22 protein-coding genes and 1 pseudogene are annotated in these 20415 nt (G+C 58.9%); 12 read left to right on the top strand and 11 right to left on the bottom strand.

Going from position 1 to position 20415, the window contains the following annotated elements:
* The first annotated feature begins 133 nt into the window (after positions 1 to 133).
* The gene (locus NKI85_RS13000) at positions 134 to 370 is read left to right on the top strand and encodes a helix-turn-helix domain-containing protein (protein WP_084641905.1); all 237 of its coding nucleotides are present in this window, start codon (positions 134 to 136) and stop codon (positions 368 to 370) included.
* 340 nt (positions 371 to 710) lie between these two features.
* On the opposite strand, the gene NKI85_RS12995 is transcribed toward NKI85_RS13000, so the two are convergent.
* The gene (locus tag NKI85_RS12995; RefSeq protein ID WP_352466279.1) at positions 711 to 1427 is read right to left on the bottom strand and encodes a pentapeptide repeat-containing protein; all 717 of its coding nucleotides are present in this window, start codon (positions 1425 to 1427) and stop codon (positions 711 to 713) included.
* 983 nt (positions 1428 to 2410) lie between these two features.
* Here NKI85_RS12995 and NKI85_RS12990 point away from each other — a divergent pair.
* Positions 2411 to 2662 (top strand): DUF982 domain-containing protein, encoded by a 252-nt coding sequence (locus tag NKI85_RS12990; protein WP_023722956.1) that lies wholly within the window; start codon positions 2411 to 2413, stop codon positions 2660 to 2662.
* Between the two features lie 349 nt (positions 2663 to 3011).
* Here the strand turns inward: NKI85_RS12990 and NKI85_RS12985 are convergent, their stop codons facing one another.
* From NKI85_RS12985 to NKI85_RS12955, 7 genes are read right to left on the bottom strand one after another with little or no spacing between them, the layout of a single operon-like run.
* Positions 3012 to 4007, bottom strand: coding sequence for a response regulator (locus tag NKI85_RS12985; RefSeq protein WP_031195385.1), 996 nt, complete (start codon positions 4005 to 4007; stop codon positions 3012 to 3014).
* A gap of 11 nt (positions 4008 to 4018) precedes the next feature.
* On the bottom strand, positions 4019 to 5041 hold the full coding sequence (locus NKI85_RS12980) for a chemotaxis response regulator protein-glutamate methylesterase (protein ID WP_352469269.1): 1023 nt from the start codon (positions 5039 to 5041) through the stop codon (positions 4019 to 4021).
* A gap of 22 nt (positions 5042 to 5063) precedes the next feature.
* Positions 5064 to 7358, bottom strand: coding sequence for a hybrid sensor histidine kinase/response regulator (locus NKI85_RS12975; RefSeq protein WP_352747901.1), 2295 nt, complete (start codon positions 7356 to 7358; stop codon positions 5064 to 5066).
* A complete protein-coding gene (locus NKI85_RS12970; protein WP_352776799.1) occupies positions 7355 to 8074 on the bottom strand; it encodes a chemotaxis protein CheW in 720 nt (239 codons plus the stop codon). The genes NKI85_RS12975 and NKI85_RS12970 overlap by 4 nt, the downstream gene beginning before the upstream one ends.
* Entirely contained in the window at positions 8071 to 9324 is a 1254-nt protein-coding gene (locus NKI85_RS12965) for a CheR family methyltransferase (protein WP_352776798.1), read from the bottom strand. The genes NKI85_RS12970 and NKI85_RS12965 overlap by 4 nt, the downstream gene beginning before the upstream one ends.
* Positions 9321 to 9785: a chemotaxis protein CheW gene (locus tag NKI85_RS12960; RefSeq protein WP_352529197.1), complete on the bottom strand. Its 465-nt coding sequence runs from the start codon at positions 9783 to 9785 to the stop codon at positions 9321 to 9323. Before NKI85_RS12960 ends, NKI85_RS12965 begins: the two co-directional genes overlap by 4 nt.
* Positions 9786 to 9792: 7 nt before the next feature.
* Positions 9793 to 11451: a methyl-accepting chemotaxis protein gene (locus NKI85_RS12955; RefSeq protein WP_352776797.1), complete on the bottom strand. Its 1659-nt coding sequence runs from the start codon at positions 11449 to 11451 to the stop codon at positions 9793 to 9795.
* A gap of 705 nt (positions 11452 to 12156) precedes the next feature.
* Here NKI85_RS12955 and NKI85_RS12950 point away from each other — a divergent pair.
* From NKI85_RS12950 to NKI85_RS12935, 4 genes are all read left to right on the top strand, one after another.
* Positions 12157 to 13395: a pilus assembly protein TadG-related protein gene (locus NKI85_RS12950; RefSeq protein WP_352776796.1), complete on the top strand. Its 1239-nt coding sequence runs from the start codon at positions 12157 to 12159 to the stop codon at positions 13393 to 13395.
* A 5-nt stretch (positions 13396 to 13400) separates the two neighbouring features.
* Positions 13401 to 13841: a TadE/TadG family type IV pilus assembly protein gene (locus tag NKI85_RS12945; protein WP_031195389.1), complete on the top strand. Its 441-nt coding sequence runs from the start codon at positions 13401 to 13403 to the stop codon at positions 13839 to 13841.
* Positions 13842 to 13881: 40 nt separating this feature from the next.
* The gene (locus tag NKI85_RS12940) at positions 13882 to 14235 is read left to right on the top strand and encodes a TadE/TadG family type IV pilus assembly protein (RefSeq protein WP_352529192.1); all 354 of its coding nucleotides are present in this window, start codon (positions 13882 to 13884) and stop codon (positions 14233 to 14235) included.
* Positions 14236 to 14530: 295 nt separating this feature from the next.
* Entirely contained in the window at positions 14531 to 14815 is a 285-nt protein-coding gene (locus tag NKI85_RS12935; protein ID WP_023680838.1) for a PilZ domain-containing protein, read from the top strand.
* Positions 14816 to 15282: 467 nt separating this feature from the next.
* Here NKI85_RS12935 and NKI85_RS12930 read toward each other — a convergent pair whose 3' ends face one another.
* Positions 15283 to 15546 (bottom strand): hypothetical protein, encoded by a 264-nt coding sequence (locus NKI85_RS12930; RefSeq protein WP_352776795.1) that lies wholly within the window; start codon positions 15544 to 15546, stop codon positions 15283 to 15285.
* A 110-nt stretch (positions 15547 to 15656) separates the two neighbouring features.
* On the opposite strand from NKI85_RS12930, the gene NKI85_RS12925 reads away from it, so the two are divergent.
* Positions 15657 to 15854, top strand: a complete 198-nt coding sequence (locus NKI85_RS12925) for a hypothetical protein (RefSeq protein ID WP_023722969.1) — start codon at positions 15657 to 15659, stop codon at positions 15852 to 15854.
* A gap of 460 nt (positions 15855 to 16314) precedes the next feature.
* Here the strand turns inward: NKI85_RS12925 and NKI85_RS37915 are convergent.
* Positions 16315 to 17335, bottom strand: a pseudogene (locus tag NKI85_RS37915) (glycogen debranching N-terminal domain-containing protein); the annotation flags it as partial.
* Between the two features lie 127 nt (positions 17336 to 17462).
* Between NKI85_RS37915 and NKI85_RS12910 the strand changes: the two are divergent.
* The 5 genes from NKI85_RS12910 to NKI85_RS12890 all read left to right on the top strand — a co-directional run bounded on the left by NKI85_RS12910 (position 17463) and on the right by NKI85_RS12890 (position 19621).
* Positions 17463 to 17657 (top strand): hypothetical protein, encoded by a 195-nt coding sequence (locus tag NKI85_RS12910; protein ID WP_352776793.1) that lies wholly within the window; start codon positions 17463 to 17465, stop codon positions 17655 to 17657.
* A 155-nt stretch (positions 17658 to 17812) separates the two neighbouring features.
* Complete coding sequence (locus tag NKI85_RS12905; protein WP_352495650.1) at positions 17813 to 18040, top strand: hypothetical protein; 228 nt, start codon at positions 17813 to 17815, stop codon at positions 18038 to 18040.
* 275 nt (positions 18041 to 18315) lie between these two features.
* Positions 18316 to 18534 (top strand): hypothetical protein, encoded by a 219-nt coding sequence (locus tag NKI85_RS12900; protein ID WP_352469336.1) that lies wholly within the window; start codon positions 18316 to 18318, stop codon positions 18532 to 18534.
* 379 nt (positions 18535 to 18913) lie between these two features.
* Positions 18914 to 19168, top strand: coding sequence for a DUF982 domain-containing protein (locus NKI85_RS12895; RefSeq protein WP_352469335.1), 255 nt, complete (start codon positions 18914 to 18916; stop codon positions 19166 to 19168).
* 207 nt (positions 19169 to 19375) lie between these two features.
* On the top strand, positions 19376 to 19621 hold the full coding sequence (locus tag NKI85_RS12890) for a DUF982 domain-containing protein (protein WP_352469334.1): 246 nt from the start codon (positions 19376 to 19378) through the stop codon (positions 19619 to 19621).
* Positions 19622 to 20239: 618 nt separating this feature from the next.
* Here NKI85_RS12890 and NKI85_RS12885 read toward each other — a convergent pair.
* Positions 20240 to 20415: transposase domain-containing protein (locus NKI85_RS12885; protein ID WP_502900660.1), on the bottom strand; the 176-nt coding region annotated here is incomplete at its 5' end.

Here is a 20415-nt window from a genome sequence, read left to right as displayed (position 1 = left end):
ATCAGCTTGGGTTGTAGTCAGGCTGCTGAGGGTGGTTGCACACCAACAGCAGCCGCTTTCAAGCGAAAAATCGTATCAGCGGTACGATATTGAAAAAGCGGCTATGGATCAAGAATCGTATCACGGTTACGAAATGAATGCAGTTCAGTGCAAAATGGCACGTGTCGCGTTGGGCTGGGGAACTCGAGAGTTAGCCCTAAACGCAAACGTATCTCCCGATACCATCGCGCGGTTGGAAAGAGGCGAACAGCTAAAGAATTCAACCCTCGCCGAAATTCGTGCAGTCTTCGAAGCGGCCGGGATCGAATTCATTCCAGAGAACGGTGGCGGCGCTGGTGTTCGCTTGTCACAGCGTTCCGCTGGCGCATGACAATCGGCTTTTTTGAGCCGCCGCACATGTGCGGCTAGCGGCCCAAATGGGCGCTTCAGCGCCAACAGGCGAACCAACACGTACGTCCGCAATGGGCCTGATCCCGGACCTTCGCACCGAGCTCTCACATGTCCGCTCGCGTGCTGGGTACCCTAGCAGCGGACGGTCTGCTCGGCCCCATTTCTGCCGCCTCGGACCGCGTGGGTAGTGGGAGAAATACGGCCCGATTCCATTCATCCGCTCCCGGCTGTCGCAAAAGTTATATAGCGCAAACGATGACATAGGGGTTCTCAGTTTCATCCTGTCGGGCGCAGCATTGCCGCAGTTCGCTTGCCGACAACTATTCCTGCTGGAATTGACAGGGCCAATCTTCAGGCCTCGTCAAGCCAGAAGGCAACTCGGTCCGGGCGTCTCCGCAAGCCATGTTGAGCTGCCACTGGGACAGACCCACCGAATTGGAAAGGTCGACGCCCTCGATACGGGTCAGAAAGAAAAAGGCGCGGTCAAAGTCTATCGGCGCGGTGAACGTCGCTCCCCGGAAGTCCGCCCGTGCGAGATTGGCAAACGAGAAGCGGCTGCCGCTGATATCGGCGTCATGGAACTGCGCACGCCCCAATTCTGCCTTTGTGAAATCAACATTGGTCAGATTGGCGTCCTGGAAATTCGAGCGCTGTATTTCCGCGCTCGCAAACACAGCACCCTGCGCGTCCATACGGCTGAAGTCGGTCCTGTAGGCCTCGATTCTGTCGAACCGGGCGCCTTTGGCGGTCGAGTCGGCCAGGGAAGCACGCACAAGCGTTGCCTTCTCAAGATTTGCGGCAACGAGATTGCTGTTCCTGAGGTCGGTCGAAGTGAAATCAACACCGAACAGGTTCGCCCCGCTCAGGTCCTGTCCTTCTAGGATGAGAAGCTTCTTGTCACACTCGTGCCAATTGACGCCAGGCGTCGCGGCTGCGTCGCAATTTTGAGCGGCAGTGGCGTTCTGCCAAGCAAACACAGTGCAAACCGCTAGAACCAAGCCGGATGCGCCGTAAGCTCTGGTTCGCCTCAAAGTCATTGTTGCTGGACCTCTGCTACTCGCCGACACTCAACCTTACCACATCTGCTGACACTCGAGCCACGGTGACCACCGCCGTCACAGTTGGCGCATTTCTCATATTCAAGCTTTGATGTTAATCAACCGATCAACCCGCGCGTAGGGCGCGATTTGCGAGCGCCTCCCCATATCATCGGCGGTCCAGCAGAGATTCATTTGTCACAGGCCAGGCGCTTCATTCCGCAGGTATGCTTGACTAAGCCGAGGAGAGCGGTCGTTCAGGATGGCGCGGTCGCGTGCCAAGATTGGCCTCCGCTCTGGACGTTTGTCTCGCTAATGAGGAGCCTGCTCGGGTGCTGATCGCCACCGCCGGCGTCCGCTGCCGACAAGCGTGAATCCGCTTGGTTCCGCACCGATCGGTACTTCCCGACGGAGAGGTTGACCCGGCACGGGGTGCTCGTCGCGTATCCTGATTCCGCTGTCGCATGAACCCCACGACTTCGCTTAGCGAGGCCGAAGTTGATCTCTGCCATCTACCAGGTCGAACCATCAACCCCGCATATTTGTGTCGTAAGTTGACGTGCCGCGAATACCCCGTTTTCGGTAGGCGGGCTCTATGGCGGGCGCCCAACCTATTCTTGTATTTTTATTGATGTAAACAACTTATGGCGGTGAGGGAGGATTCGAACTCCGCGCTTGGAAGAGCGTCCTTCTCGTCTTCACCGTGCAGGCCGGTTACTCTGGGCGGCAGAGTGCCTTTCCGCGCTTCGTTTCCGATATCAGCGCCGGCAACTGACCAAGGCATAGCGGGCTCGTAACGATAAGGACGGTTCTCGCTATTTGAGGACCGCAACGGGTTGGCGAGTCTAGTCTGAGCGATCAAGCCCGCGCTCTGGACGAGGTCCCATCCTCACAGAATGTTCGCCCACCGGGACAAACGTGACGCAACGGAACGGATGGTTCACCCGTAAGGTCTTGGGGAGATTGCGAAAGGAGACCAGCATATGACCTGCGAACGAGACGTCGGCACGTTCGAAGAGCCCGTGACGGTTTTGCTGTCCTCGGGCAAAGTCAGTGTTTCGAGCACCCGCGAAGCCGCCGAAATGCTGCTTTACCGCTGGCCCATTGGAGAAACCGGGCGCCGCATCCAGGCTCGCATGGCGTGCATGAAGGTGCTCGGCGGCGGCAGCGCACCGGAGGTAGCGCGCGTAGCATTTCTCAACGCCGCCAAGGAAGCGAAAATCCTGACTGCTTGACATCTCGTCAACGCGTGCCCCACCACTGTCCATCGTGCATCACTCTTGCAGCGGCCATTACATTTGTGCAAACATCGTGCGTCCATCATGCGGAGACGCCGAATGCTTGCGCGAGAAGGCTGGAGCCGCGGATCTGCACTCTACGTCGACCCGCGAGTTGACGCGCTCTGTGGCGAATTCCACGTAGAGATCGTTTGAGGTTCCGGTCCGCGGAACAGCAGTTATCCAGAAATGGAACTGACTTTGAACTGTTTCGCTTGCCCGGTTGACAATCGAGGGGTCCCGTTCGGCGATCACCAAGCCTTTAAACTGCACGAGCTGTAAGCCCGTCCGTAAAGCACCCTTACCTTTAGTCGTAATACACGACACGGTCCCGTCCTTCCGACTTGGCGCGGAAGAGCGCCAGATCGGCCGCCTTGATGAGGTCATTTGGCGTGTGGTTCTCATCAGGCACCATGGTTGCAACACCGACGCTGATTGTCACCCGCTCAGAACCGTGTGGAATGCTCAAGGCTCGCACGCTCTGCACGAGCCGCTCGGCCATAGCGCCCGACTGCGCCTGCAAAATATCGACCACCACCACGACGAACTCTTCGCCGCCGTAGCGCGCCGCGAGATCGGTCGAGCGGTTGCAACTGCTTTGGATTACACTGGCGACCTGCTTCAGCACCTCGTCGCCTGCCATGTGGCCATAGGTGTCGTTGTAGCGCTTGAAGTGATCGGCATCGATCATAAACAACGACAGCGGGCTCTTCGTGCGGACCGCGCGCTTCCATTCCGCCGCGAGATATTCATCGAAGTAGCGCCGGTTTCCCAGACCTGTGAGACCGTCAATCCGTGTGAGACGTTCCAGCTCGAGATTCGCGCGCATTAATTGCCGCTGGCTTTCTCGCAGGGCCCTGTATGCCTCCTCTCGCTGAACGTGGTCAAGATAGGCCCGGGAGTGATAACGGACACGAGCGACCAACTCGATACGGTCCGGCAGTTTGACCAAATAGTCGTTCGCTCCGGCCTCGAATGCCTCGCCCTTGATGGCCGGATCTTCTTTACTTGACAGCACGATGACGGGGACAGAATGCGTCGAGGAATTCTTTCGGTATTGCCGTACCAAGTCCAGCCCATCAACGCCCGGCATGACAAGATCCTGCAGGATGACCGTTGGCTTCACTTCGTCGGCAACTGTAGTCGCTTTGAGCGGATCGGTGCAGAAGTGGAAATCTATGTCCGGCTGGTTTGCGAGCGCGCGCCGGACCGCTTCACAGATCATTATCTGGTCGTCCACCAGCAGAACCATTGACGAGTAATTGTCTGCCAGGGGTGAGACGAGATTGGATTTGCCCGTCATAGAATAACCTTTCAGCAAGATGGGCCGCACGCCTCGATTAGGCGCGGGGCGATTGAGTCAAGCGGTAGGATCTCGACAGCGGCACCGATGGCAGCGGCGGCTTTGGGCATCCCATAGACCGCACTCGACGCGCTGTCTTGAGCGATTGTCAAATGCCCTTTGTCGCGTAGCAGCTTGAGCCCTTGGGCACCATCTCTACCCATGCCCGTGAGCAAGACACCGATCACGACACCCGGCCACCACTGCGCGGCGCTCTCAAGGAATACATCTACGGAGGGACGGTAGACGTTGTCGTGCGGCTTCGGGGTATAGCCGAGCTTGTGGGCTGACTTGAAGACGAGATGATCAGCCGTGGCCGCAATTAAAACGGTGCCGGCCTCGGGCTCATCTCCTTCGCGTGCCGGACGGATTGGAAGTGCCGCATGCTGGCCGAGCCAGTTTGCAAAACCGGGTACGAACTGCGCATCGAGATGCTGTACGAGAACTATTGCGGCCGTGAAATTGCTCGGAAATGCGCCGAGGATCGCGGCAACAGCTGCCGGCCCGCCCGCAGACGCGCCGATGGCAATAAGGTGCTGTGCCGATGACACAGACGGGGGCAATGTCCGTGTGCCCCAATTTGAAGACGGCGCGTCACGTACGAGTTTGCTGATCGTCGTTATCTTCTTGATGAGAAGCTGTGCGGACCGTCCGGACCCCGGGCCGTCAGAGCCGATCGAGGGGATGTCGACCGCGTCAAGCGCGCCATACCCCATTGCTTCATAGACACCAGGAATGTTGGCCTCAATGCTCGCCGTGACCAGCAGAATCAGGCATGGCGTCTTCGCCATGATCCTGCGCGTAGCCTCGACGCCATCCATTTCCGGCATCACCAGGTCCATGAGGATCAGGTCCGGGAGGTCTCGTTGGCAGGCCTCTACTGCCTCACGCCCGTTAACGGCGATCCAGGCCACCTGATGTTCCGGGGTTGATACAACCAATCGCCGCAGAAGCTCGACCGCAAGAGGCATATCGTTGACGATAGCGATCCTCATTGATGGATACACACGCTGCGCCTCATTCTGTCGCCTGGCCGATCAGGTCGACGACTGCATGGAGCAGTGTCTCGTCGTGGAAACTCCCTTTAGTCAGGTAGTAGTCCGCGCCGGCGTCCAGACCTCGCCTGCGATCGTCTTCGCGATCTTTGTACGACACGATCATGATCGGGGTGTTCCCGAGCCGGCTGTCCTTCTTCATCAAGGTCACCAGTTCGATGCCGTCCATGCGCGGCATATCAACATCGGTGATAACAAGATCGAATGGTTCAGACCGTATGGCGTTCCATCCATCCATACCATCAATCGCCACCTCGACCTCATAGCCGTTATTGTCCAGCAGCTTGCGTTCGAGCTCACGTACCGTCAAAGAATCGTCGACCACCAGAACGCGCTTGCGCCTCCTAAGATCGGGGCTGGTAGTGCCACGCCGCAAGGTGCGTAGGCCGCCGGATGACGCGAGCTTGTCTACTGATCGGATCAGATCGTCGACATCAACGATAAGCACGGGCGAACCATCTTCCATCAACGCCGCCGCGCTGATGTCCTTGACCTTGGCAAAGCGAGGATCTAGCGGCCGGACCACCAACTCGCGCTCGCCCAGGAAGCGATCGACAATCAACCCGTGGGTTTCACCGTGATCACCATTAATCAGAACGACTGAAAGTTCATCGGCGTCTGCTTGCGGCTCGGCGCGGTCAAGAACCTCGTGCGCGGTGACTAGTCCGATCTGTCGATCCTCGAAGCGGAAATGCGGCCGGCCTTCGAGCAGTTCGATGCGCGTGCGCGGCAACTTTATCGTGCTGGCGATGCCTGCGAGCGGGAAGGCGTATGGCTCTCCGTCAATGTCGACGAGCAGCGTGCGGAGCACCGACAAGGTCAACGGCAGCTGTAGTTGAAATCGGGTTCCGAAGCCGAACTCTGAGGAGACGGTTGCGAGGCCTCGGACCTGCTTGGTCATCGCCTGTACGGCATCGAGCCCCACGCCGCGTCCGGAGATGTTGCTAACCGTCGCTTTCATCGAAAAGCCTGGCAGAAACAGAAATTCGAGCAATTCCGCTTCGGCAAGTCTGCCGACGGTCTCCTCTGTCGTCAGGCCGCGCGCCACGATCGTCTCGCGCAGCTTGTTCAGATCGATTCCCCTTCCGTCATCCGCGACGATTATCTGCAGCAGGCCCGCATTGTGCCGTGCTTCGAGCCTGATGACACCTTCTTCAGATTTGCCGGCTGCTATACGTTCGTCGGTCGTTTCGAGCCCATGGTCGACAGCATTGCGGAGGAGATGGCCGAGTGGTGCCTCGAGTTGGTCCAGGATGTCGCGATCGATGCCAGTTGAGCCCCCGACGATGTCTAACCGCACGTTCTTCCCCAAGGTTCGGCCAAGGTCGCGCACCGTCCTTGAGTAGTGCCGGACGCCATCCTCGAAGGGGCGCATGCGACTCGCCAGCGTTTCGTCATAGAGTCGGTTCGCAAGGTCAGTGGCTCTGCGGTCAATCGAATCCAATTCGTCAAGGCGCTCTGCGAGGAACGTCTGGCTTAGCCGAAGTTTTTGCAGCGCCTCTGCCAGTGCTTGCACCGCCCGATCGTCCTTAGGAATCTCGGCCAGTGCGTCGCCTAGCACGTCGAAGGCAATGGCCAGATCCGACTGAATCCGTTTCAGTCGAAGTAGGCCGCCCGTAAACGGCCTGAGGCGACGAGCCTCCATCAGGGACTCACCGGCAAGCCCTAGTAAGCGGTTTAGACTATCGGCCGTTACCCGCACCATACGGTCGGAACCGACGCCGCCATAAGGTTGAAGAAGTGGTTCCGATCGAGCGAGGACGCCCGTTTCCTTCGCCGAAGAGGCCCACGGCGCCTCCTGCGGGGCAGCATTTGAGCCGGCGAGCTCCGTCTCTGATACTGTAAGCACCTTGGCTGTCGATGGGGAGGATGCCTGCTCAAGCGCCAGCAGAAAACCGGCTATTTCCAGTTTGGCGCTCTCATCGGCCGAGGCAGGCTCACTGGCTATGGATCCGAGGAGATCGACGCCTTTCAAAAGTGTATCGATGTGCTCGCGACTCAGGCTGAGACGCCCCCGCTGTGCGGCGACCAGGCACTCTTCCATCGCGTGCGCAACTTCCACCGCCGGCGTCAGATCGACGATCCGGGCCGCCCCCTTCAGCGAATGGGCAGCCCGCATGCAAGCGTCGAGACTCTGGGCGGACACGGGATCGCGTTCGAGCGCTAGCAGACCGGACGTCAGGGCCTGCGACTGCGTCTCCAATTCGGCCCGAAAGAGGTCGAGCATCGAAAATTGGCTGTAGTCCGCGCCGCTCATGCGATAGCTCGATCGAGCATGGCCAGCAGCAGCGCCTCGTCCAGACAACCGACCGCGCCCCTTCGCCACGAGACCATGGCTGCCGTCATGGTCGAGGACGCCTTGCCAACGGTAGCAGGCACGGCAAGCTTGTCGCTCTGTTTGAATCGATAAATGCCGTGCATTTCGTCCACAGCAAAAGCAACGCGCTTGTCGCTGTTGCCGACGACGATAAGACGCGGAAATGCCTTGGTCCGCGTGTCCTGTACCCGCGTTTTGCGGTCGTCTACTCCGAGCAGTTTGGCCAACGAAACGCAAACCAGCAATTCGCCTCGAACATTGACGATGCCGAGAACCGCACTGTTCCTGCGGTGTGGCAGCGAATGAATGCTACGCAGCTCGGCCACTTCTTGGAAGCAGCCAACCGGAAGCGCCAGCCATTCCTCGCCGAGACGAAAGACAACGACCGTCTGAAATGCACTGCCCTCGGCATTCCCGACTGGTTCATCGGTCCTTGCCTGGGCAAAATGTCGGGCCCACTCGTCCCGATAGCCGGGCGGCAGCGGACGGTTCAGGAGGTTCCGTGCGATTTCCTTATAGGTCGGGCAGTTCCGGCAGTGGAGATGCTGCTCCAGTTCAGGGCACGATCTGTCACCACGAACGCCTATTTGCCGCCAGCAGTCGCCGATGGCGATGTCCGGCACCGATGATGCGCTACCGGGCTCAGCTGACGTCAAGTGCCGCTCCTTTTCCCAATGCGACCGAGCCGCCCGGTGAGTGCCTCGGCACCGGCGATGTCACCCTGCTTGCGAAGCAGCAGCGCAAGATGCGCGAGGGCTTCTTGATGGCGGGGTTCGAGATAGAGGGCCTTGCGATAGTTCTGGATCGCCTCGGAACGCGCATCTTCTGCATCCTGAGCTAGCCCGAGCAGATAGAAGATTTCCGGCGAGGGACCGTATTCCCCGAGATGCGTCAGCGCGAGTTCCTTTGCTTCCGCAACTCGTCCGGCATTGGCGGTGCGTTCTACAGAAGCGAGGCTTTGGGCCGCCCGCTCAGACGGGTGGACGGAGCGCTCCACTTTCGCTGCATTGCTGGAGGCCGGCCGGATCGGGCTCAGCACTTTGCTGACGTCAGAGATAGGAGCAGGGGTGGCCGGACCGAAGCGCGACTTGGAGGGGGCAACCGTCCGGGGCGCCTTAGCCGGCTCCACGTTCGTGAACGCAAACGCCATGGGTAATCGCGCTGAAGCAAAGCCGTGCAGAATCGGAAGGCCTGATTCCGCTGGACCGACGAGCAGCAGGCCATCTGGCGCGAGGAGGGTCTTCAGACAAACCAGCGCGCGATCTTGCAGGTTTCGGTTGAAATAGATCAGCAGGTTGCGGCAAAAAATAATGTCGTACGGTGCCGGCCCATACGAGGCCGCAGGATCAAACAGGTTGCCAAGCCTGAACCGGACTTGCTTCAGGACCCGCACCTCAGGCCGTAGTCCGCCTTCGGCCGCTTCGAGATAGCGCCCTCTGAATTCGAGAAAATCGCCGCGAAATGAGTTGCGCCCGTAGACCGCGCGCTCCGCGGCCGCGAGATTGCCCGTGCTCACGTCGACAGCGTCAATCTTGAAATCCTGTGCTCCGAAACCAGCATCGAACATGGCCATCGCCATCGAATAGGGCTCTTCGCCTGTCGAACATGGTAGGCTCAAGAGCATTATGGGTTGACCCGGCCGCATGCGCGCCCGTGCATGACGCGTCATTGCAGTGAAAGCTTCACGATCTCGGAAGAACCATGTCTCCGGTACGACAACCGCGTTGATCAGTTCCTGGAGCTCGGATGGGGAGCCAGCCAGCAATTGCCAATAATCTTGAAGCTCACTGATCTGGCAGGCTGCCATCCGCTCCCGGAGCGCGTGACGGATCACCGACAGACCGACAGTGCCGCTGTCCAGTCCAATCTTTTCCCTCAGTAGCTGTTCGACCGCACCAAACATCATGAACTCATCGCGACCTGACGGAACAGCGTTTCGCGAATGTCGTCCGATAGCAGCGCTTCGGCCCTGACCCACTGGACAAGTCCTCTATCGTCGGACGCCACGGGGCCCAAGTAGGGCGGAGTTCCCGCCTCCATCCCGGACGGCGCGAAGTCAGAAGGATCCCGCTCGAGCATATCGGTCGCTCGTTCAGCAACAAGCGCAAGCAGGTGGTTCTCACCATCCTTGGTTGGATAGCGTATCAGAACGATTCGTGTGCTCAGCACCAGCGCCGAAGGGCGGCCAAGCGCAAGCAGGCTGAGATCGATCATGGGAACGGGTAAGCCCCGGCAGTTGATTAGGCCTACTACGCCGTTCGGCGCGTCCGGCAGCCTTCTCACGCCGATGTAAGGCAGGACCTCTTCAACCTGCTCCATGTCCAGCACATACCGGTCGCTACCTATACAGAACCCGAGGAATAGCATTGTCGTCCTAGCTCGCAGGCACCTCTCGCAGCGCCCGCAGTTTGAAACGGGAAATGCTGCTGCGTAACCCGCCCGAAACCTGATTGAGTTCGTCGATCGCGAGCGTGGATTGCTGGAGGGATTCAACCGTTTGCTGAGCGGCTTCGCTCAATTGTATCAGCGTCTCACTGATCTGCGCTGCGCCCGTTGCCTGGGCCTGCATTCCTTCATTGGCGACTTCGAAGCGTGGTACCAGGCCCTGGACCTGCTGAATAATCTCGTAGAGTTGGCCGCCGACCTGCTGCACATCTTGCATGCCACGTCGGACCTCCTCGGAGAATTTGTCCATGCCCATGACGCCGGCTGCGACGGCGGATTGAATTTCCTTGACCATTTGCTCGATGTCGTATGTCGAGACGGCGGTTTGGTCGGCAAGCCGCCGGATCTCCGTTGCCACGACCGCAAAGCCTCGCCCATATTGACCCGCCTTCTCAGCCTCGATTGCGGCGTTTAGCGAAAGAAGGTTGGTCTGGTCGGCAACCTTGGTGATCGTGGTCACCACCTGATTGATATTGCCGGCCTTCTCGCTCAGGATCGCAAGTTTGGAATTAATCGCGGTGGCGGCTTCCATGACGTGCTGCATGGTTGCCTCCATGCGTGCCAGCCCTGCTTGTCCGCCGGTGGCGAGCGTGGCGGTTTGCTCGGCGACCGCAGAAACTTCGCTCATCGTTCGTACGAGCTCATTGGAGGTTGCCGAGATTTCCTTCGCGGTCGCTCGGATTTCGGTCGTAGTGGCCGCGATCTCATTTGCGGTTGCCTGCTGTTCCTTTGAGGTGGCGGCCACCTCGGTTATCGATGTGTTGACTTGAATGCTGGATTTCTGAACCTGGCCTATCAGCGTGGTGAGATCGTCGGCCATGGTGTTGAAGCCCTCAGCCAGCGTGTCAAACTCGTCCTTGCGCTTCAAATCGAGGCGCCCGCTGAAGTCGCCCAGGCGCATTACACGGACGAGATCGAGCAATCGGCCAAGCGGGACACTAACGGCACGGAATAGAAGATAGCCGCACAAAAGGGCCAAACCGAGTGCTACGAGGAACCCGGCAATCAGGCCCAACTTCGCTGTGCGGACGATCGAACCTATCTTTTGGGTCGAGCTGTTTGCCTCTCCTCTATGGTCCTCGACCATGGCTTGCAGAGCCGATTGCAATTTCCGAAAGATCGGCTCCACATTGTTCTTGATGGCCGGGCGCTCGTTGGGGATCTCTCCCTTCGCCAACGCGGCACGACTGGCATCCAGTACGGCGGCTTCGGCTTGGCGGAATTGATCGGCGAGGTCCTTGACGACAGCGTAGTTCTGCTTGTCCAAATCGGACTCAATGGTCTCTTCATACTCGTCCATCGACCGTTGCAGGGCGTCGCGGTTCGCCTTGATGGTAGCCTCGAAAGCCCGTTTGTCGGCAGGATTGTCCTGAAGAGCATATTCCTGGAGAAGACTATGGGCATCCATCTGTCCCATCATGATCTGGGTGCTGTGATAGAGGTCCGGAAGAGTTTCCTTTTCCACGCTGGTCGCTTCTTGCTCCGTCTGGAGAAACCAAACGTATGTAATGATGGCCATAACCGTCATGACAACCAGAACGGCCGCGAAACTGGCGAGTATGCGGCGGCGTATCGTCAAGCTGTTCATCGGGCTCAGTTCCGCCAGGGGCGCTAATTGATTTGTTGGCACGACTAGCCCAGCACCGCGTTGCGACTATGCCGAACAGGCGAGATTCATTCGAATCGCGGAATCTAATGTTGGAAACGTTTCTTTTCCGTTCACGTCGCGCCCACAAGCCGCCTGCGAACGGCATGTACGCGTCCAAACCAATGGTCGATCGCATCGGCCGCAACTGGAAAGTATCTCCAACATCGAGCGTGGCAACCAACTCCCCTCCATTGAAACGCTCGTGAGTCGCGCGTGTTCTCAGCGACGGATTGCTTCGAAGGCCTGGCAAGGGGGCGCGCTGTTTCGCGCGAGAGCGCACATAGCTCGAGGTGGAACTCCTGGAAGCGCCGTGCAATTGGCGCCTAGGCTTGTCAAAGTGGAGCGCGTGCAGGTGAGGCCTGCTTGCCGTGCACGCTTTGCGCTGGCGCAAATCTGATTTCATTTGTCGCGGCTATGGCCGTTAGCCCATCCACGAGGGCGAAACACTCGCAAAGTCAATCATCGAGACTGGAAACGCTAACCCGATACGCGACTGGCGCCGCCGGTTGAAGAGAGGGCCAGCGACCAGTAGCGTGCTCGCCGAGTGCGGCCGCGGAAACTTGTGCCGGCCGCGCCAAGGAGCGGATATATCAAATGGAGCGCAATTCTTAGCCATTCCTTCATCCATCTTTCGTTAAATACCCCATGGAAATGGGGCGCATTATATCGAGGCGGTTGGTTCGGTGTTTGCGACGAGGCGTCGGGACGAGCGGCAACGTTGCTACTATTTTTGCCCTATCTTTGCCGATTGTCGTCGGCGCAGCGGGTCTCGGTATCGAGACCTCCTACTGGTATTTTAGCAGCCTGAAATTACAGGCGGTGGCGGATGCGGCAGCCTATGCTGGCGCTTTGGAAAAGGTTTCGGGATCTGACAAGCCAACGATAGTCGCCGCCGCGACACTGTCAGCGACGACGAACGGCTGGGACCCGTCAACAGGCACAATCGAAATCTTCACGCCCCCGTCCTCTGGCCCGAATGTCGCCCAAAAGGCCGTCGAGGTCATCGTCCATCAGACCCTCGATCGGTTTTTTACATCGATATTCACGCAAAACGCGATCGGCGCACGGGCAAGAGCGGTGGCTTTTATCACTGACGCCTCAAAGGCCTGCGCTTTGTCGCTCAATCGTTCCGCCCCGAGAGCGGCGCTGTTTTCCGGCAGTTCGACCATAAAAATGACCGGCTGCTCCGTCATGTCCAATTCCATTGCCGCCGATGCGATCAAGCTTCAGGGATCGGCAAACCTTCAGGCCGACTGCCTGATATCGGCCGGCGGTGTTTCGTTGAACAACCCCGTGACGACTGTTTGCGCCAGCCCGATAACCCAGGCCTTACCCGCTGGTGATCCCTTTGCCGACCTGCTGGCGCCACCAGCCACAACCCCCTGTCAAAACTCGAAATTGTCGACCCTGAACCCCGGGACATACTGCAGCGGGCTGAGCTTGAGCGGCAATGTTGCGCTCGCGCCCGGCGTGTACGTCATTCAAGGCGGTGATTTCAAGGCGAACGCGAACGCCAATATTTCCGGCGACGGAGTCATCATTTATCTGGCCGGCAGCTCGGGCGTCAGCATGAACGGCAACGCCACCGTCAAGCTTAGCGCACCGACGTCGGGCACGTATTCCGGTGTGCTGTTTTACGGCAACAGGGCTAACCTGGCGGGATCGAACACGTTCAATGGCACGGCGGACTCGCTTTTGACCGGCGCTTTGTATTTTCCAACCCAGGATGTCAATTTTCTGGGCAATTTCTCTGGCAAAGGTGGTTGCACGCAGGTCGTCGCCAGTACCTTGCAGTGGTCCGGCAACACGAGCATCAGCCAGGATTGCACGAGCCTCGGAATGCGCGACATTCCGGCGACGCAATCCGTTCGGCTTGTGGAGTAATCTTCGTGGAACGGCGATCCGTCCGGATGTTCCGGAGCGATTCGGGTGTTGCTGCGGTAGAGTTTGCGCTGATTGTGCCGATCCTTTGCCTGGTACTTCTTGGCGTTATTAACGGCTGGTCTTTCGTATCAAGCGCGTTGTCGATGCGTGCAGGCGTCAAAACGGCGGCGAACCTCGTGATGCAAGGCGCGGCCGACGACGCGGCTACCCAAGCCGTCGCCCTTTCGAGCTGGGAAAATCATCCCGATGACGCGCAGGTGACGCTGAGCCGGAAATATATGTGCGGGATCACCGTGGTCGATCCATCTGTCCTGTGCGACAGTTTGAAAGCTCCCGCGGTTTTCGTCGAAATCCAGGCGACAGCCACCTGGTTCCCGCCCTTCAGTTTTGGCGATTTTTCCCTCTCGCGCGGGATCAGCCACAAACAGGTGATTCGTGTCCGCTAAAGCGGGAGCCTTCATACGTGGGGTATCAGGCGGAGCCGCATTGGAGTTCGCGCTGATCGCGCCTATTCTGATAATGCTTTTGATCGGCATCTTCGCATTCGGCTGGGCTCTGAATGCCATGTCGAGTGTTCGCTATACTCTGGAAACGTCCTCACGAGCGCTGCAAATGAAGAACTCGCTGACCGAAGCCGAGATAAAAGCGATAGCCACGGCAAAATTGCTGAGTTTGGGATTAAGCGATGTCGACATAACAATAGCAATCGACGCCCCCAGCGGCGGCTTTCGAATGGCCCATCTGACCGCCAAATATGCGTTCGTGATTGAATTCCCGTATTTCGACCGGTATCCGATTAATTATGCGACAACCGTGACGGTTCCGTTGATTGGAACATAAGGCTCATTCTAGTCGGACGCCGCAGCTAGTTCTCCATCAAAAAACCTGCAGCGAAGCTCTTCCTTGCCGCAAGGTGCTTCACGCGGGCTTTGATCCCCGGCTTGACCCATTGTGGGGTCGCCGGCGGCCTTGGCAAGCCCTTTGGTAGGAGGCCGGCATGCTCCTGAAACGTACTTCCACAACCGATCCCGCATGTCACGCCGCCTCTGACGATAACGCTATGTTCATCAGCCAAGCTCAATTATCTGGCAGACCAAAAACTACACGAAGCGACAGACGCCGGGAATTAGGCGAAATGGCTGAAGACGAACAGAGGCGCCAACGCAGGCAGCGCGTCTTCAAGGGCGCAACAATCCTGACCGGCATGACCCATTCCGAGGTCACGTGCACGGTGCGCAACATGCATGCCGGCGGCGCCGAACTGAAGGCCTCGATCGACGCTCGCGTCCCCGACGAATTCCTGCTCTATGTGCCGACCGACGGCATCGCCTACAAGGCGGTGGTTCGTTGGCGTCGCGAAGACCGCATCGGCGTCATGTTCACCGGCACCGAGCCAAAGCCGCACTGGCACTACGGCTAAATCCCCTGAACCACACCTCGTAGCCGTATGCTGGGCGGTGATTGACCCCCGTCCTTTGGACGCCTTGTTCCTCCTCCAGAATTTCTTCGACTTAGGTGGCCGACAACCATTCTGGCGCCGACTGACTGCTCGCTTCCATTATCGGTTTGCCGACCATCGTTGGAGATTTCAGAATAGCTACTGCTCTCGCCCTCTCCACCGTCCTGATGGTTTAACGTCCTGATGGTTTAAACAGTGCTCGTGCATTTCGAGACGGTCCGAGTCGTCGCGAGGATGCGGCGCTGGTGGGGTCGCTCTGCTCGTGTGGAACTGCTCGCATTCATCACGCCTGCGTTTGTCGCGTACCTGCTCGGTATTGGGCAGGGGAATAAAGGGCGCTGTTCCCCCACAAGCAGAAAACCGGCCTTCCCATTGCTTCGGCCTGGGGCCTGCAGCACCGACACGGCACCCGCTAGCGGGTGCCGCCTTCATCTTTTCATGCCGTCGCGAATCGTCACGTGATCGGTCCGAAAGGTGATGGTTTTGGTCCGTCGAGACGACAGCGACATTCGCCTGACTGGGAACGACAGGGTCAGAGTGCCTGTCATATCAGGGAACGTCGTGCAATTTGTCGACCAGCCCACAAAGTTCCAAAAAAACGGACCGTTCGCTTTGAGGTTGAGTTGCGCCTTAGTGCTTCCCTTGTGATCTTCCTCAGCGTCCGCTGTTTTGACAGGGAGCGCATTGGTCATTCGGCCCATCGCGCTTTTCTGCGGCCCGCCGTTTCGCCCGACATCATGGAACGATATCGCCCCCCATGTATTAGAAACCCATGGACACTATGGAACCCCACGGCCACGGGATGGCGGCCGATCTTTTGACATCGGAAGTTGCCAATGCCAGGCAGCGCATCCACCGGACCGAGCTCGCACTTCAACGCACTGAAGAAATGCTGGCCGAAAATCTTGCGCTGTGCAGCAGGATACGAACTGCGGTCGAGGCCGCAGACCGCTTGGTGAAGATCGATCCCCCGAGCTTTGAAGGACGTCGCGCGGGTTGAACTGGGCCGGCGGTTGATTCGTCGCGACCTTCAGGCCACCGGCACCACTCGCGCTCAAGCACGGCGGCAACCAGGTCGACAGACGGCGAGCGCAGCTCATGGTGCGCGGCCTGGTGCTCGCGAGGAACCTGTCATCGGGCATGCGCTCCACTGCCTCGAAATGCCATCGCGCGCGCGGCGCCAACAGAAGGAAGACGTGGGGCCGGGGGCCCCACACCCCCATTCCGTTCCGCTTCGCGGACGGACATGCTCGCTCCCTCGCTCATGCGGCACTATCCGGTGTTGAGCCATATTGCTTTTGAGAGTGAAGGATGCGGCTGATCGCCGTCGCATAGCGGCTGATCTCGGCGTCGATCTGGCTTGGGGTAAAGCCTCGGCGTTCGAGCTTCTTCCGCTCCTGTGCAACATGCGGCGAACCAGTAGCGCTGTCCGGCTTGGTAGGTGCGAGCGTTCAGCGCGGTTGGTATGCTGCGAAGACGTAACCTTGCAGCTCGACTAAGGCGATCGGTCCCTTGGGAATAGTGCCGTCGGTATGGAAGATCGCATCGGCACTGTCCTTCCAGCCCTGATTGAAGAGGCCCGTATCCGCTGCCCTGCTGTAGGTAACGAACCCCTCCCCGTTGCGGGCTCCGACCTCTTCCATCCAAGCCGTGGCAGCACCCAGTGATTCCCAAATGCGATCGACAAAGTCCTCATCTCCGGTCCTGTCGGCGTAGGACGAAGCCAGATAGATGTGCAGCGGAGTGGTGTCGACGCCATCATAGTAACGGCCGAACGGCAACTCGCGAAGCACGGCCATCTCGCCCTTGCGCATTTCGTGCATGATCTTGCCTGGCTCCGCGTCTCCGAAGACGGAAGTCTCGGTCGATTGGTAGCGGGCGAGAAACGCCAGCACGCCACGGGCAAGCTCGGGATTGAGCCAGAGCATCTGCAAGGCGGAAATGACTCCGTCGCGACCAAAGGCGGTTGAGAACCATGGAATGCCGGCATACGGGTATGGTCCCGTCTCGAGGTCGGTTGTCAGGAGCGCGATGTCGGTACGTATGCGGGCCAGCCAGTCATTGAACACGCGTCCGGAACTGAAAACGGTGGCGCCTTGCCGGCGCTTTGAGCGAATCGCACATCGCGCTCGCGCAGCGGCGGCACGAAACCGGTCACTGGACGGAATCTCTTCGCCGTGACCGACCATCCAGATGGAGGATCCTGCGGTCACGGCTCGGCACGACAATGCGGAACTCGGCGTAACTGGAATGCACCTGATCCGGCTCCGCAATGACCGACTGGCGCGCTACATTATCAAGCCCTTCGTACCGAAATGTGACGCTTGCCTCACCAATCAGCGCGTCAGGGGCACGACCGCGACGGCTACGCGTGGTGCCGCGCACCTCGAACATGTCTCGGAAATCGGCATCGAAGTCGAGACGGACCGGCAACGCAATCTCGCGCGCGAAGTAGTTGGTGAAGGTAATGCGCTCGAGCAACGGGGGGTCGTCGCGCGAGCCAGTTATCCGATCCCCCGCTCAGAAATTTCTACCAAATATTCCGACCTCCTGATGGAACCCATTCGTTGCGGGCGAGTTGCGGCTCATTGGGAGGGACTTCCCGAACATGACGACCAGCAACAAAGCAGACCATCAGTCTGTCTCCGAAGCGTTTCGGAAATTGATCCGTTCCGAAGGCTATCGTCATAACGTACAAACGTTCTTAAATCTGGGGGTCGAACCAGAACTGCCGCCAACCCTACAGTCATTACTTGCGGCTATTGATCGGGCCAAACAGGGGCCGACGGAAGAAGTCCCTTAGCGGGCTGGCTGAGCGTCAAAGCGGAAGAGTACAGAGGCTCGCTCCGTACTTTTTCTGGTTCCCACCCAGAAATTTCCACCAAACATTCTTCTTGATTTTTCCCGACAGTGGGTCATGAATGCCCCTTGGGTTCTCGCTGAGGTGGGAGGCCTTGTATGAACGTTTGGACGAACTGCCGACCCGACAAGGTGACTGCCAAACACCTTGTTCACGAGCTGATCTTACAAGCCCGTCGCGGCCAAATCATCTCCGTCAAAGAGACTATTGCAGCGGTGCGCCGAGACGGGCCACATCTGGCGGAAACTGACTGCGAGCTGGTGGAGCTTATTGTCGATCTTGCCCCAGCCTTTGGCCTGTTCGTCGGGTTCGATCTTCGCAAATAGCCTCATGGCAACCCATTGGTCCTCCCCTGCGGTGTACGTTAGGACAGACCGACCTGGGATTGTGGGAGAAAGGCGGCTCGAGGCGCGTCAATAGGATCGAGGAGGAGCATGGGGGTCTTCGCGAGCCGGTGTCCGATCCCCACCACAGAAATTCTACAAACATTCCTGACTGTGGCGGCCCAGCGCCGTACCAATTTGTACAATTCGTACATGGCCTTGATGCCGCTCAGGTAGGGAGTAGAGTCACCCTTCGGCGTGTCCCTGGGGAGGGCTGGATGAGCGTCGCGCGAAGGGTCGGTCCGTTTCTAGAACAAGCAATTACTGTACTCCTCAACAGGGCGGACCGTCGCGACACGGTCTCGATCAAAGCGGCACTACGCGAAGCTCGGGAGACTGCGCCTTATTTGGTGGCCTCCGACGAAGAACTAACCGAGGCAATCGTCGAGGCAGCAACTGCCATGGGCCTCTGCGTGGCTTTCGACGCCCAGGAGTAGCTGTCAGCCAACTTCGCTTGTCGTGACCTGGCAATGGCGACCGTGTGCTGCCATTCATTCTCGACATTCCGGCCTTGGCGTGACAGCCCTCACATTAACGCTCTCGCCGAGGACGAATAAGCATCGGATGCCGCAGATTTCCGAATGGTCCTTTGAGGCGATCGCCGCAATGGCTAGACCGACTACAAGCGAAATGACTAGGGCGACACCCACCGGAAGATGATGCATACCGGCTTCGTACCGACCGCTCGGATAAACGTCGATGAACGTTTGGAAACACCCGTCACGGACTCAGACCATCCCTAACAAATGGTTAGCCGTCCTCGTCGCTGAGCCGGTTCATAGAGAGGAAACCCGCTAGCCGCCCTAAGGCCCCTTCATGGCTCGCCACTGGTTCAACCCTCCGGTCCCCGTCAAGACCGAGCGTCCCGGGATCATCCGCAACGTCAACAACGCCGAGGCAGCCGGCGAGGAGCTGATGAAGTGGACCAAGCGTGGCCCTTGGTGGGACCTCGCGGTGCGCGTTTGCATGGCCTGCATTGCCGACGAGATGGAACCTGAGGAGGCACGGAAGGCATTCCTGGCCGCTGCAAAAGAGGAGGGGACATTACTCCCCCCAATGACAACCAGCTAACTTGAACTGCGGTAAAGGTTCTCTGACCAACACCGCCTTCGCGAAAGGAGCCCGCCGCCCGTGAGAGAAAGGCGACGGACCCCCACAGCGGCTGCACATCCAAGAAGGACCGCTGCGAGTTCTAAACCCGCGAGGGCCTACATCGTTCCTTAGCTGCGGCTAAAGCGGGGTTGGTCAGCGGGCTCTTGGCGCTCTAAGTTCCCCCTTATGGGTCCCCTCTGGTTCGCTCCCCCGGTCTACGTGAAGACGAAACGTCCGGGCATTCGCAATGGGGTCAGCCACGTCGAGGGAGCCGCCGAGGAACTCATGGGGTGGGACACAAAGGGCCCGAAGTGGACCAAGGCGGTCCAATCCTGCGTCGATGCGTTCCAGGGCAGCGCCTCCCCCCAAGAGGTGCGTGAAGCCTTTGAGGCGGCTGCCAAGGAGGCCAACGTGTATCTCTCCCCTGAGTAGGAGGTATCATGGCGCCCATCTGGTTCGTCCCTCCGGTGTTCGTGAAGACTGAAACCGGTGTCAGGCATGGCTGCAACAATGCGAAGGAAGCCCTTGAGCAGCTCAAGATGTGGACCCGGCGAGGGCCTCGCTGGCATAAGGCGGTGACCCTCTGCCTCCAAGCTCGAGGCTTTTCCCTTCACCCGCTACGGACCGCGGCCGAGGCGGCGAGAAAAGAGCGGCTTCGGCAACTCAACGAGACAATGCGCTCAGACAACGGGCCGGACGGCTGGATGTCACGATGAAAGGAGAGCCCTCCACCGTGAGGCAGTGGGCGAAAACCTTGCATTTCATCACGTTTGCACCTCCCTCGACTTGAGCCATCACAAATGCTCTGATCCTCCTTCCTTGGGAGGGGGCAACCATGTTTTCGACTCGTCGCCGCTGCGGCGATTGCCGGCATTCTGATGCTGACGGCGCCGATCGTCATGCGCCCGGATCCGCAATACCCTGGTCGACAATCCCGGTCGAGGGCTGCTGCAAGACGTGCTCCGCCGGCAAGGCGTGCGGCGATAGCTGCATCTCGAGGGAGAAGAACTGCCACAAGGCGCATTGGTGCGTAAGCGCCTGGCCGATCACCTATGGGTTTGGGCTTGATGTTTTCCGGAATCGCCAGGGCATGAGTTCCTCGATCTGGCTCTGTGGATGGCCATTGATGATGGCCTCGAGGGTTTCGGCGAGGTAGGCAACGGGATTGACGTCGTTGAGCCTGCAGGTGGCCACGACGGATGAGAGCAGCGCCCAGTTTTCGGCCC

Source organism: Mesorhizobium sp. M0571 (assembly GCF_040320985.1).
Taxonomy (GTDB): Bacteria; Pseudomonadota; Alphaproteobacteria; order Rhizobiales; family Rhizobiaceae; genus Mesorhizobium.
The sequence above is the reverse complement of the archived record's forward strand: the minus strand, read 5'-3'. Positions and strand labels throughout refer to the sequence as shown.